Source organism: Roseibium sp. (assembly GCF_965232425.1).
In the GTDB taxonomy this organism is placed as follows: Bacteria; Pseudomonadota; Alphaproteobacteria; order Rhizobiales; family Stappiaceae; genus Roseibium.
Genome location: NZ_OZ246971.1, coordinates 187,164 through 199,544, shown reverse-complemented (window position 1 = coordinate 199,544; position 12,381 = coordinate 187,164). Strand labels below are relative to the sequence as shown.

Genomic DNA, 12,381 nt, shown 5'->3' with positions numbered 1-12,381 from the left:
CTGTCCTCAACGGACAAATCGGGAGGAAAACATGGATCGTCAGGTCGTCGCCAATGGCTATTTCGATGCGGGCAGCTGCAGCATCGACGATTTCAAGGCACTTGTTGACCAGAAGCTCGAACAGAGCGAGGTGCCGCTTGCCGAGCGCATCGTCTCGAATGTTCCCACCTACAAGGCGAGCGAACTTGGCCGCGTGATTTCCGGTGAGGCGGGAAAACGCCGGCTCATGGCGGAGTGGGCGCATGTCCTGATGCATCGCTCGGGTGTGCTGGTGCTTGACGGCGCCTTTGCCGACACCACGCCTCTTGATGCCGCATCGCGGGTTTTCCAGGACATCATCCGCGAAGAAAAGGCCGCCGCCGGCGGCGGTGCCGACCATTTCGCGGCGGCCGGCGCCAATGACCGGATCTGGAATTCGTTGCAGAAATTGTGCTTTCGCGATCCCGAAGCCTTCGCCGGATGCTTTGCCAATCCGTTTGTCGACGCGGTTTGCGAGGCATGGCTCGGGCCGAACTACCAGATGACAGCGCAGGTCAACGTCGTGCGTCCGGGCGGCGCGGCGCAGCAGGCGCACAGGGACTACCATCTCGGATTTCAGGATGCGGAAACCTGTGCAGGCTATCCGGCCCATGTCCACGACCTGTCCCCGGTCATGACGCTGCAGGGGGGCATTGCCCATGCCGACATGCCCGTTGAAAGCGGTCCGACCAAGCTGCTGCCGTTTTCACAGCTTTACCGGCCGGGTTACATGGCCTACCGCGAAAAGGTGTTCCAGGATTTCTTCGAAGGCGCCTATGTGCAGTTGCCGTTGAAAAAAGGCGATGCGATCTTTTTCAATCCCGCGCTGTTTCACGCCGCTGGCGAGAACAGAAGCGCCGATATTCAGCGCATGGCCAACCTGCTCCAGATATCGTCTGCATTTTGCCGCGCGATGGAGAACATCGATCGGGAGGGAATGTCCAAGGTGCTCTATCCGGTCCTCCTGGAAAAGAGCCGCTCCGGTGACTGGGGCAGGGCGGAAATCGAGGCGGCGGTCTCCGCATGTGCGGAAGGTTATTCGTTCCCGACCAACCTGGACACGAATCCCCCTGTCGGCGGTCTTGCGCCGCAAACCCAAAAACAGCTGTTTCTGAAAGCATTGGGAGAGGGGATGTCCGCAGAGGACTTCGCCGCGGCCCTTGAAACGCAGTCGGCACGGCGCAAGGCGTGAGCGCTCAATTCCTTGCAGCGTAGCCGTTGCCGATGATTTCACGAATGAGCTTGCGCTTCATCGCGCGCGCATAGTCCTCGTAGTCGGCGGCGACTTCGATAAAGGCACCGGGGCCGCTGATCACGTGCTCGCGGTAGTAGTCGATCGTCGTCGTGTCCTGGTCGGCAATGACGAGGCCGTTGACGGTCACGCCTTCGAAATCAAACGCCTTGTAGGCGCTGGAGGGGGGAAAGCCGTCATTGTTGATGCCATCTCCGGCCACGTCGATCACCTTGCGCGCGCAGTCGGCGGGCGCCCGGCCCATCTGAACCGCAGCATAGCCCAGGGCATAGCCGATCGCGGTCGGAAAGCCGATGAAGCCTCTGTGGGACGTTCTGAGTTCCTCGGCTGCCTCTTCGGCGTCTTCGGCATCTTCGAGATAGCGCCAGCCGAACTGCAGAAAGTGCTGGCGCTGACCGCTCCACTCGAAACTCATGATCCAGATCCCGCCGACGGCTTCGATGGCTTGCACTACTTCCGGGTCGCTCAGCGCGTTCGCCAGGCCGTTCAGCTGCAGGTCATGTTCGAGATGATCGACACTCGATGACGCGTCCATGGCGAGAACGAGCGACAGCGAACAGGCTGCGGCGGGCGCGGGGGCGGCAACCGCAGCGAGACAGAAGGCGAGTGAACGCAGATGGCCCGTGGCGCAGGAAAGCCCTGCTTTGACGAACGCGTGCGTTGCTGGCAGTCGTTTTGACCTGGACATCGAGAAAGATTAGCAGGTCGATTTTCCAGAGCAATCGCCATCGGACGCCCGGACCTGTCAAAATCGTTTCTAAACGCCGGGTTCAGCTTGCGTTCAGGAAAAATTGATTACACCTTGCCCATGAAAGCGAAACACGAATTCGGAACAGGTTACGTGAAACGGTTCTTTGCAATACTGCTGCTGACCCTGTCGATGGTCCAGCCTGCCCATGCAGCGTGCCTGTCCCAGTCCCAGGCACGGCAGGCGGTTGCCAGCGGCAAGGCGGCGCCGCTCGGGTCGGTTGCCGGCAGGGCCGGAGGGGAAATCGTCAAGGCGCAGCTGTGTCAGCAGGGCGGCGGTTATGTCTATGTCCTGTCGGTGCTGAAGGGCGGCAAGGTGACAAAGGTCACAGTCAATGCCAACCGGTAGCTGATACTTGATCCGCAAATCCGAACCATTTTTGCCGGTTGCCAAAGCAACGCACGATCTTTCAAGAAGTTGGCCAATATGCGCATTCTCGTAGTCGAAGATGATACAGACCTGAACCGTCAGCTCGTGACCGCCCTGGAAGAGGCGGGCTATGTGGTCGACAGCGCGAGCGACGGCGAAGATGGCCACTTTCTCGGCGATACGGAACCCTATGATGCGGTCGTTCTCGATCTGGGTTTGCCGACGCTTGATGGTCTCTCGGTTCTTGAAAACTGGCGGCGGGACGGCCGCACGATGCCGGTCCTGATCCTGACGGCACGCGACCGCTGGTCCGACAAGGTCGCCGGCATAGATGCCGGCGCGGACGACTACGTCGCCAAACCCTTCCACATGGAAGAGGTGCTCGCCCGTGTGCGGGCGCTCGTGCGCAGGGCCGCAGGCCATGCCTCCAACGAATTGACCTGCGGACCCGTTCGGCTTGATCTCAGGGCGGGCCGGGTGACCGTGGACGGCAGCCCGATAAAACTCACCTCGCACGAGTATCGCCTGCTGTCCTATCTTCTGCACCATCAAGGCAAGGTGATCTCCAGGACCGAGCTCACGGAACATCTCTACGATCAGGATTTCGATCGCGATTCCAATACGGTCGAGGTGTTTGTTGGCAGGTTGCGCAAAAAAATCGGCTCGGACATGATCGAGACGATCCGGGGTCTCGGCTATCGTCTTGGAGCAGCCGGTGACGACTGACAAAGGCGCAGGTCCGGGGCCGCAGGCAACCGTCAAACCGCAGCGGTCCCTTGCAACGCGGCTTGTTTTTGTCGCCGCGCTCTGGTCCGCGATCACGCTTGCTCTTGCCGGGATCTTTCTGGTCGGCCTTTACCGCAATGCCAGTGAGCGGGCGTTCGACGCCCAGCTTGAAATCCACATCAAGGCGCTCATCGCCGAGATGCTGGACACCGGGCAGGACAACGGCGCCGACGGGCAGCCCCAGGTTCAGACCGTCAGGGAGCCGGTCTACCGCGGCGACCCCCGATTCTCTCTGCCGCTGTCCGGCTGGTACTGGACCGTGCGGCGCGCGGACAGCCCAAGTATCCTCTATGCATCCGAATCCCTGGTTGGAGACCCCCTGAACACGCCGCCGATCGCGGACATGGACGACAGCGTCGGCTTTATCGCCGGTCCGACCGGTGACGAGGTACGTGTCCTGCAACAACGCATATCGATCGGAGACACGCCTTATGTGATCGCCGTCGGCGCGGCCACTGCCGGGTTCTGGGCGGACGTCGCTGAATTTTCCCGAATGGTGACGATCACGCTGTGCATCGTCGGCCTGGGACTGATCCTCGCGATCTTTCTTCAGGTCCGGTTCGGCCTCAAGCCTCTTACAAGGCTGCGCGCATCGCTTTCGGCTGTCCGCCTGGGCGAGGCGGACCGGATAGACGAGGCCCTGCCCACCGAAATCGCGCCTTTGGCCGTCGAACTGAATGCTCTTATCGTTTCCAACAAGGAAATCGTCGAGCGGGCACGCACGCATGTCGGTAACCTCGCGCATGGTCTTAAGACGCCGCTTTCGGTCATTTCCAATGAGGCGCGCGCATCCGAAGGCGCGCTCGCCGACAAGGTTGCCGAACAGTCGGCGATCATGTCGACACAGATACAGCATCACCTCGAACGGGCGCGCATGGCGGCACAAAGACGGGTCATCGGCGTGTCCTGCGAAACCGAACCCGTGCTTGCTAGACTGATTCGCGCGATGGGAAAGATCTATCAGGACAAGGGAATCACGGTTGCCTTTCAGCCTGGCGGAGACCTGCGTTTCCGGGGGGAAAGCCAGGACCTTGAGGAAATGAGCGGAAATCTGATCGACAACGCCTGCAAGTGGGCAGCTGCGCGGGTAAACGTGAAGATCGAGGCCGTGAGCGGGCCGGACAGCAATCGCGAGATGTTCGCGCTCATTGTGGAAGACGACGGCCCGGGCCTGTCTCCCGAGCAGCGCGCAGAAGCCGTCAAGCGGGGCCGCAGACTGGATGAAACCGTACCGGGAACCGGGCTCGGATTGTCGATTGTTGCTGACCTTGCAGCGCTTTATGGCGGGGAATTGAAGCTTGCCGGCTCGCATCTTGGCGGACTGAAGGCGAGTCTGATCCTTCCGGCCTTGTCACCTGACTAGTAATTTTCAAGTTCTTGTTAAGAATCAGGTCGAAGAGCTGTGATAGGAAGTGAACGGGCGCCGCACCGAAAAGACATTCTTGTGGCCAAGTTCGGCCACAAATTGAAAATATCAATTGTTCGTCGCCGGGTTTAACCCGGACACCGCACACCCTGGGAGCTTCCGAGCATGCGACTGCGCGATATCGCCATTGTTGCCTTTGCCGCCGCCTTGGCCGGATGCTCGATGACGTCCGGCTCCACGAATACGGAGGGCCTCGGGTCGTTCTTCGGTGATCCGTCTCAAAACGTCGCCGGCTCAGAAGCCAACACGGCAATCTCGGTTCTCGTGAACAACGAGTTCGGCGATGCGTTGGACCCGTCGGACCGGCGGGCGGCTGAAGACGCGCAGAACCGCGCGCTGCGGGCGCGTGGCCTGGGTGCGGCAGTGGCGTGGCAGAATGAGCGCACGGGCCGCAGCGGTCAGGTTCGTCCCGGGCCGGTCTACACGGTCAACGACACGAAGTGCCGTGAGTTCACTCATGAAATGGTGCTGCGCGGACGCACCCTTCAGGCACGCGGAACCGCCTGCGAAACAGACCGTGGCAACTGGCTGGTAATCGGCTAGCTTTTTCGCCCCAAAACCGTTGATGGCGCTGCGTTTTCTCTCAACAATTGCTTAATCCTTGTGCGGGTATCATTGGCCGGATCAAGATCTTGCGCCGAACCCTTGGATGACCCGTTCAAACGAGCTTGAAATCAAAATAAGGACATATCTGAGCAGTCTCAGTCCGAAAGCGCTGGGCTCGCTGGTCAGAAACTTGGAGAATTCCAAGCGCAAGGAAAGCACCGATCCGCATCTGGATCTCATCCTCACCGCCGCATCGGCCCTGGTTGACGGGCCACTCCCGGACGCGCTCGACGTACCCGATGTCGACGTGAGACGCGGGCAGGTTCACAAACTGTTTTTCGCGCCGCTGAACGGCTTTCTGATAGATGAAACACTGCCGAACCGGCAGGAAGGCCGCATCCAGAGCGCCATGCTTGAGCGGGTCTGGACGTGGCTTTCGCGCGATGTCATGCCGAATGAAGTCAAGACCGTGCTCGACCAGGCGGGAAATGCCGCCGTCAGCGGTGAACGGGTCGATGCACTCGTCCAGGCGCTCAGGACGCGTGCGGTCGAGGCGCTCGGCGAAGCCCTGGAAGCAAGTGAAATCTCCGAGAAGAAGCGGCGTATCATCGGCGCTGAACTCGGCGGTGAGCGCGGTATAGCCGAGCTCAAAGACATCCAGAAGGTGTTTGCCGCGGAGCGATGGTTGTCGCCCTTCCTGCAGAACATTCCGGAACGGATCAACGAACACCGCCTCAAGCAGGACCTCGACGTGTTGCGTCTGGTGGACAAGTGCTCGAACCGCTTCCCGGATCACGTTCCGATCATCGCCGCGGCCCTGGTGGATCGTTCCGACACACCGTCTGCCCTGTGCACGTTCGCCGGCAGACTTGCCGGCGACCCGGACCCGAGGACGATTGCCGGCTCGAAATTCGCGCCCTTCGTCGACATCGTCATGAGCGAGGCCGAGCGCCTCCAGATCCGGGCGCTGGACCACCGTCACAACAGCGACGACCCCAGCTCCTTTTCGGAAGCCCTGTCCGACTATCATGCGCTCGTGCGCGGTGTTGAACGCGATATGGATCTGTCGCTGTCAGGGCGTTGGCATCAGCGGCTGGCAGACACCAAGCGCAATATCTCCGGGGAGGTCACCCGCGAACTGAAAGGTGCGAGCGGCGCGATTCGCCGTGCCCTTCAAGTGCCGAAATTCGACAAGGACGGCGTGCTCGTGACCGACAAGACGGCCGTCGACGATGCGGTCAGGACACTTCGCGTCGTGACCATGGCGCGCACGGCGTCTGAGACCTTCGCCGTGAACGAGGTTGGCAAGCAGACCCGCCAGGCTGTCGAACAGACGCTCGAGATCGTCACGAGGTCCCTGATCACCGACCTTGGAAAGGCGGAAGGTGCCCAGATACAGGCGCACGCATCCGCCGCGGACGTGGCAATCACGCTCTCGGAGATCTACTTCGGCGCCGACTATGCCACGCAGTTGCGCCGCAGCCGCGACGCTGCCTTCGCGAAGGCGTCGAACCAGGACGCTCCAAGCGAGCCGGCACCGGAGCGCAAACTGGTGTCGAGCGTTCTCGCCAGGTACTGAACGGCACCTTTCATCCCGGTATCCGCCAACACGATTGTGAGCGGCGCGACGGCGGGTCACATCCGGTTCGTCTTGCATTTGCCCGTATTGCACTGTCTATAGTGCGCCCATGATATTCTGGATTTTACTCGCACTGATGACAGGAATTGCCGCATTGTCGGTTCTCGTTCCGTTGGCGCGGGCAGGGCGGTCGCAGGCGGAGACGATCGGCAGTGCCGACGAGGCTGTTTACCGGGAGCAACTCGCCGCGATCGAAAGCGAGTTGGAACGCGGTCTGATCGATGCCGAGGCTGCCGCGGCGGCACGGACTGAAACCGCGCGGCGGCTGCTCGCCGCTCATGACAAGAACGAAAGCCGTCAGAAAGGCTCATCCTCCGGGTTTCGGCTGAAGACCGCACAGGTCGTCGCCCTTGCCGCTCTTCCGCTGATCTCGCTGGCGACCTACTTCGCGCTCGGCTCTCCCGACAAACCCGATCAACCGTTGGTCACGCGCTTGAACGCGCCGGCCGAGGAACAGTCGGTTGAGCTGCTGGTCGCGCGCGTGGAACGTCATCTGGCGGAAAATCCGCAGGATGGTGAAGGCTGGGCCGTCGTCGCGCCGGTCTATCTTTCAATGGGCCAACCGCAGGCTTCGGCGCGCGCCTATGCCAACGCCCTTCGTATCCTCGGGCCGAGACCCGACTGGCTGACGGACATGGGCGAGGCCCTCACCATGGCCAACCAGGGTCTTGTCACGGCGGACGCAAAGCGCGCCTTCGAACAGGCCGTGTCGCTCCAGCCTTCTGCCGTGAAGCCTCGGTTCTTTCTTGCAATCGCGCTGGGGCAGGACGGGGACCGGGACGGTGCAGTCGAGGCATGGAAGTCCCTGCTGGAAGGCGCGGATGAAACGGCACCCTGGGTGGCTGCCGCGCGTCAGCAACTTGCGGGTCTGGAACAGCGGCCGGTTGCCGGTCAGCTGAGTGGTCCGACAGCCGAAGACGTCGCCGCCTCGCAGGAGATGTCCGCCGAGGACCGGCAGGCGATGATCGGCAGCATGGTCGCCGGCCTCGCCGAAAGGCTGGCAGCGGATGGCGGCAGTGCGGGGGAGTGGAGCCGGCTGATCAGGGCGTACATGGTTCTGGGCGAGCCGCAGAAGGCGCGCGAAGCACTCGCAGCCGCCGAGGATGCCTATGCCGGAAAACCGGACGATTTGTCACTGATCAAGGACACGGCCACCTCGCTCGGGCTAAGCGGGTCCTGATGGAAAGAATTGCCCCGGGGGTCGTGCCCCCGGCAGGCGCATAACCGGACGCAGGGAAATGACACGCAAGCAAAGAAGATTGACCTTGATCGGATCGGCAGGCGCAGTGCTCGCAGTCGCGCTCGGCCTGATCCTTTTTGCGCTCAATGACCAGATCGTTTTTTTCCAGAGCCCGACCGATATCACCGAAAAGCAGATCCCGGCCGGTCAGCGCATCCGTCTTGGCGGCCTGGTGGAAGAAGGCTCGGTGGTGCGTTCGGACAACGCCGAAGTGAGTTTTCGGGTAACGGACATGGCGAATGCGGTTGCCGTTACCTATAAAGGAATACTACCCGACCTCTTTCGCGAGGGGCAGGGTGTTGTGACGGAAGGAATTGTCGGGACCGACGGCGTGTTCGTCGCCGACAGTGTCCTTGCGAAGCATGACGAGAACTACATGCCCAAGGAAGTTGCCGAAGCGCTGAAAGACCAGGGTCACTGGCAAGGCGGCGAAGGCGAAGCCAACTAGGAACCGGGGCCTGCGGGGGAACACGGGACGCGCGCATGATCGTAGAATTGGGACACTACGCACTTGTCTTGGCATTTGCACTGACCCTTGTTCAGTGTGTCTTGCCCTTGTGGGGAGCCCTGTCGGGAGACGGCAGGCTGATGGCGGTCGCGCCGCCGATTTCCGTCACGCTTTTCATGCTGATCCTGGTCTCTTTCGTCGCGCTGACGATTGCATACCTGGCGTCGGACTTCTCCGTTCTGAACGTTGTGCAGAATTCCCATTCGGCAAAACCGCTGCTCTACAAGTTTACCGGCGTGTGGGGCAACCATGAAGGCTCGATGCTGCTCTGGGTGCTGATCCTGGTGTTCTTCGGGGCACTTGTCGGCGTGTTCGGCGGCAACCTGCCCCAGGATCTGAAAGCCGCGACGCTGGCTGTCCAGGCCTGGGTGACCGGCGGGTTCATCCTGTTTCTGCTGGTAACGTCCAATCCCTTCGCACGCGTTCCCAATCCGCCTCTGGAAGGTGCGGACCTCAATCCGATCCTCCAGGACATCGGTCTGGCGATCCACCCGCCGCTTCTTTACGTCGGTTATGTCGGCTTCTCGATCACCTTCTCGTTCGCGGTCGCCGCGCTGATCCTCGGCCGGACGGACGCAGCCTGGGCGCGTTGGGTACGCCCCTGGACCCTGCTTGCCTGGTGCTTCCTGACACTCGGCATCGCCATGGGGTCCTACTGGGCCTACTACGAGCTCGGCTGGGGCGGCTGGTGGTTCTGGGACCCGGTTGAAAATGCCAGCTTCATGCCCTGGCTTGCCGGCACCGCGCTGCTTCATTCGGCGATCGTGATGGAAAAGCGCGAGGCGCTGAAGGTGTGGACCGTCCTGCTCGCGATTTTCACGTTCTCGCTTTCGCTCCTGGGAACCTTCCTGGTGCGCTCGGGCGTGCTGACATCGGTCCACGCATTCGCAACGGACCCGGCACGCGGTGTCTTCATTCTCGGCCTGCTGTGTTTCTTCATCGGCGGCTCCCTGGCGCTGTATGCCTGGCGGGCACCGATGCTCAAGCAGGGCGGTCTGTTCGCCCCGATCAGCCGCGAAGGCGGATTGGTGCTCAACAACCTGTTCCTGACGGCGGCCTGTACCGCCGTCTTCGTGGGAACGCTCTACCCCTTGGCACTGGACGCGGTAACGGGCGAGAAGATCTCGGTCGGTGAACCCTTCTTCAATCTGACCTTCGGGCCGCTGATGATCCCGCTGCTGATGGCGATCCCCTTCGGACCGATCCTGTCCTGGAAACGCGGCGATCTCCTGGCGGCCTGCCAGCGGCTCTATGCCGCGTTCGGTCTCGCGCTGGTGCTCACGCTCTTCACCTTCTGGCTCTGGGGCATGGAAAAGATCCTCGCTCCCCTTGGTGTCGGGCTGGCTGTCTGGGTCATGGCCGGCGCTGTTTCTGAAATTGTCACGCGCGTGAAATTCTTCGAAATCGGTCCGAAAAGAGCACTATCGCGTCTGGTCGGTCTGCCCGGCTCCGCATGGGGCACGGCCATCGCCCATTTCGGGGTCGGTGTCACGGTTCTCGGCATCGTGACGGCATCGGCCTTTCAGGAAGAGCGCATCGAGACGATGCGGCCCGGCCAGACCGTCGAGGTCAATGGCTACGATGTGACATTCGATGGCGCGGTGCCGAGACAGGGTCCCAACTTCACCGAGGAGGTGGGGCATTTCACCGTCCGCCAAGCCGGGGCGCTGGTCACCGAAATGGAACCGTCCAAGAGGGTCTACACGGCGCGGCAGATGCCGACGACCGAAGCCGGGATCCACACCATCGGTTTCTCGCAGCTCTATCTCTCCCTCGGCGAAAGCCGCGGCGACGGGGCTGTCGATGTCCGGGTCTATTTCAAGCCGTTGATCACGCTGATCTGGATCGGCTGCGTGATTATGTCAATCGGTGCGGTGTTCTCCATGGCCGATCGCCGGTTGCGCATCGGCGCACCGAAGCCGGCGGCAAAACGCAAGGCGGCGCAGCCCGCGCCAGCCGAATAGGAATTGGGAATGCGTGCATTTCTTGCCAGCCTCTTGCTGTGGCTTCCCCTGTTGGGTGCGCCGGCATTTGCGGTTGCCCCGGACGAGGTGCTGGACGACCCGGCCCTGGAAGAACGGGCCAGGGCCCTGTCTGCGGAACTTCGCTGCATGGTGTGCCAGAACCAGTCGATCGACGACAGCGACGCACCGCTTGCCAAGGACTTGCGGGTGCTCGTGCGCGAGCGCCTGGTGGCAGGCGATACGGACGGACAGGTGATCGACTACCTGGTGTCCCGCTACGGTGAATTCGTGCTTCTTAAGCCGCGCTTTGCCTGGCACACGCTCGGGCTGTGGGCGGCCGGGCCGATTGCTCTTGTCGCCGGTATCATCGCGATTGTCCTCGCGCTCAGAAACCGCTCCCGGCGCGGGTTCCCGGTGGCCGCGGCAGGGTCTGCGAAACTTTCCGAGGGCGAGGAAGAACGGCTGAAGGCGCTGCTTGAAAAGCGGGACGGCGACGGGCAGGGCTAGGGTACGGACCCATAAATGAAGCCGATTTGGCGGCAGAAATGGCAAAATCTCGCGAGGAAACGTGCGCAGGGCGGGCTTTTTGCCCGGTCAAGCGCGGTGACGCTGCGAGGTAAAGCCATTTTGCCGTCCTTCGGATTTGGTCGTTTTGGCCATCCGCCACGTCGCGAAAGGCTTGAAAATGAACCACATTTCCTGCGCTTTCGCTCCTCGCAGCTGGTCAAAACGATCCAAACCAAATTGACTTCATTTATAAGTCCGTACCCTAGAGCCTTCGCTATTCGCGAGCCTCTGGTGGCCTGGTCGGCTCCGTCGGTGCCTAGCCGATGCTCAGCTCTGCCTGAGCTGAAACCGCTGCAGGTGACTTGTGCAGGGGTCGGTCTTGAGATGTGCCCAGATCGCTTCGACGAGTGCTGACGTCGTTTCCCGGTTCCGGTACACCCAAATGTCGAGATTCGTGTCGTATCTGCCGTTGCCCGCCAGTGCGAACTGGCCTGACTTGATATCCTCATAGGCGCTGCAGGCCGGAAGCCAGATCATTTTCTGATCCATCAAGGCGAGGCGTTTCATGAATTCGCAGGTTCCGCTCTGCGAGGTGCAGACGAACTCCGGGTCCTGGGAGGTCATCGTCGAAAAAAGCAGATCCTCGACCTTCGAAAAATATCCTGTCTGACCGTAGCCGATATATTCCAGGCCACTGCTCGGCGGGTTGTCGACGTCGAAGGCGGGCCGCCCTTCCGCATCAAGCGCAGTACAAAGATGCATAGTGTCTTCGCCCAGTTTGATCGATTCAAAGGCCTGATGCTCAAAAAATGCCGGTACCTCTGGCTTAGAATACAGCACCACCAGATCCATCTTCCGGTCGCCGAGCAGTTCGATCATTTCGTAAAAGTCATACGTGTCCAGGGACACCGAAAAGGCGCCGCAGGCGTCCTTGATCTGCTGCAGCCATTCCGGCACGAAACTGAGAGCGAGGGAGGTTGATGCCGCTAGGCGGATATCGGGTGTCGTCCCGGAATTGCGCCGTTGAAACTCCACCCGGTTGAGTTCCAGTTCCCTCAACACGTTCTGAGCGGTCGCGTGGAAGACCTGCCCTTCCGGCGTCAACGTGACCGGATAGCTGCTCCGGTCGAAGAGTTCGGTGCCGAGCCAGGTCTCCAGCGCCTTGATCCGGCGGCTGAACGCCGATTGCGTGATGTTTCTCTCGTCCGCGGCCTGGGAAAAATTCCCGCGATTGCTCAGGACCAGAAAATCGGCCAGCCAGTTGGTGTCCACTGCATCATTCCTTAAGGGAAGCTGCCGAATAAGTAAGCAGTATGAATAACTATGCAAAATTTGCATAACAAGACTCTTGGTTGAATTCAACCGGCGGGTTTAAGCT

12 protein-coding genes are annotated in these 12,381 nt (G+C 61.1%); 10 read left to right on the top strand and 2 right to left on the bottom strand.

The window, feature by feature from the left end:
- Nucleotides 1-31 precede the first annotated feature (31 nt).
- A complete protein-coding gene (locus tag ACO08A_RS00965; RefSeq protein ID WP_422039414.1) occupies nt 32-1,210 on the top strand; it encodes a phytanoyl-CoA dioxygenase family protein in 1,179 nt (392 codons plus the stop codon).
- Between the two features lie 4 nt (nt 1,211-1,214).
- On the opposite strand, the gene ACO08A_RS00960 is transcribed toward ACO08A_RS00965, so the two are convergent.
- Nucleotides 1,215-1,958, bottom strand: a complete 744-nt coding sequence (locus ACO08A_RS00960; protein ID WP_422039413.1) for a DUF1194 domain-containing protein — start codon at nt 1,956-1,958, stop codon at nt 1,215-1,217.
- 153 nt (nt 1,959-2,111) lie between these two features.
- Between ACO08A_RS00960 and ACO08A_RS00955 the strand changes: the two genes are divergently transcribed.
- From ACO08A_RS00955 to ACO08A_RS00915, 9 genes are all read left to right on the top strand, one after another.
- Entirely contained in the window at nt 2,112-2,366 is a 255-nt protein-coding gene (locus ACO08A_RS00955) for a PepSY domain-containing protein (RefSeq protein WP_421982232.1), read from the top strand.
- A gap of 78 nt (nt 2,367-2,444) precedes the next feature.
- Nucleotides 2,445-3,113 (top strand): response regulator, encoded by a 669-nt coding sequence (locus tag ACO08A_RS00950; protein ID WP_421982233.1) that lies wholly within the window; start codon nt 2,445-2,447, stop codon nt 3,111-3,113.
- Entirely contained in the window at nt 3,103-4,536 is a 1,434-nt protein-coding gene (locus ACO08A_RS00945) for an ATP-binding protein (RefSeq protein WP_422039412.1), read from the top strand. The genes ACO08A_RS00950 and ACO08A_RS00945 overlap by 11 nt, the downstream gene beginning before the upstream one ends.
- Before the next feature lie 168 nt (nt 4,537-4,704).
- Nucleotides 4,705-5,142 carry an RT0821/Lpp0805 family surface protein gene (locus tag ACO08A_RS00940; RefSeq protein WP_422039411.1) on the top strand — a complete coding sequence of 146 codons (438 nt, stop codon included), beginning with the start codon at nt 4,705-4,707 and terminating at the stop codon, nt 5,140-5,142.
- Nucleotides 5,143-5,248: 106 nt separating this feature from the next.
- On the top strand, nt 5,249-6,724 hold the full coding sequence (locus ACO08A_RS00935; protein ID WP_422039410.1) for a hypothetical protein: 1,476 nt from the start codon (nt 5,249-5,251) through the stop codon (nt 6,722-6,724).
- A 136-nt stretch (nt 6,725-6,860) separates the two neighbouring features.
- Nucleotides 6,861-7,964, top strand: coding sequence for a c-type cytochrome biogenesis protein CcmI (gene ccmI, locus ACO08A_RS00930; RefSeq protein ID WP_422039409.1), 1,104 nt, complete (start codon nt 6,861-6,863; stop codon nt 7,962-7,964).
- A 58-nt stretch (nt 7,965-8,022) separates the two neighbouring features.
- Complete coding sequence (gene ccmE, locus ACO08A_RS00925; RefSeq protein ID WP_319386662.1) at nt 8,023-8,472, top strand: cytochrome c maturation protein CcmE; 450 nt, start codon at nt 8,023-8,025, stop codon at nt 8,470-8,472.
- 35 nt (nt 8,473-8,507) lie between these two features.
- Complete coding sequence (locus tag ACO08A_RS00920) at nt 8,508-10,496, top strand: heme lyase CcmF/NrfE family subunit (RefSeq protein WP_422039408.1); 1,989 nt, start codon at nt 8,508-8,510, stop codon at nt 10,494-10,496.
- Nucleotides 10,497-10,505: 9 nt separating this feature from the next.
- Complete coding sequence (locus tag ACO08A_RS00915; protein ID WP_422039407.1) at nt 10,506-11,003, top strand: cytochrome c-type biogenesis protein; 498 nt, start codon at nt 10,506-10,508, stop codon at nt 11,001-11,003.
- A 327-nt stretch (nt 11,004-11,330) separates the two neighbouring features.
- Here the strand turns inward: ACO08A_RS00915 and ACO08A_RS00910 are convergent, their stop codons facing one another.
- Nucleotides 11,331-12,275 carry a LysR family transcriptional regulator gene (locus tag ACO08A_RS00910; RefSeq protein WP_422039406.1) on the bottom strand — a complete coding sequence of 315 codons (945 nt, stop codon included), beginning with the start codon at nt 12,273-12,275 and terminating at the stop codon, nt 11,331-11,333.
- Nucleotides 12,276-12,381: the final 106 nt, after the last annotated feature.

Bases quoted from the DNA above. Each gene is read 5' to 3' on its own strand.
- ACO08A_RS00965 (WP_422039414.1), top strand. From the start codon at position 32: ATGGATCGTCAGGTCGTCGCCAATGGCTATTTCGATGCGGGCAGCTGC.
- ACO08A_RS00960 (WP_422039413.1), bottom strand. From the start codon at position 1,958: ATGTCCAGGTCAAAACGACTGCCAGCAACGCACGCGTTCGTCAAAGCA.
- ACO08A_RS00950 (WP_421982233.1), top strand. From the start codon at position 2,445: ATGCGCATTCTCGTAGTCGAAGATGATACAGACCTGAACCGTCAGCTC.
- ACO08A_RS00940 (WP_422039411.1), top strand. From the start codon at position 4,705: ATGCGACTGCGCGATATCGCCATTGTTGCCTTTGCCGCCGCCTTGGCC.
- ACO08A_RS00935 (WP_422039410.1), top strand. From the start codon at position 5,249: ATGACCCGTTCAAACGAGCTTGAAATCAAAATAAGGACATATCTGAGC.
- ccmI (WP_422039409.1), top strand. From the start codon at position 6,861: ATGACAGGAATTGCCGCATTGTCGGTTCTCGTTCCGTTGGCGCGGGCA.
- ccmE (WP_319386662.1), top strand. From the start codon at position 8,023: ATGACACGCAAGCAAAGAAGATTGACCTTGATCGGATCGGCAGGCGCA.
- ACO08A_RS00920 (WP_422039408.1), top strand. From the start codon at position 8,508: ATGATCGTAGAATTGGGACACTACGCACTTGTCTTGGCATTTGCACTG.
- ACO08A_RS00915 (WP_422039407.1), top strand. From the start codon at position 10,506: ATGCGTGCATTTCTTGCCAGCCTCTTGCTGTGGCTTCCCCTGTTGGGT.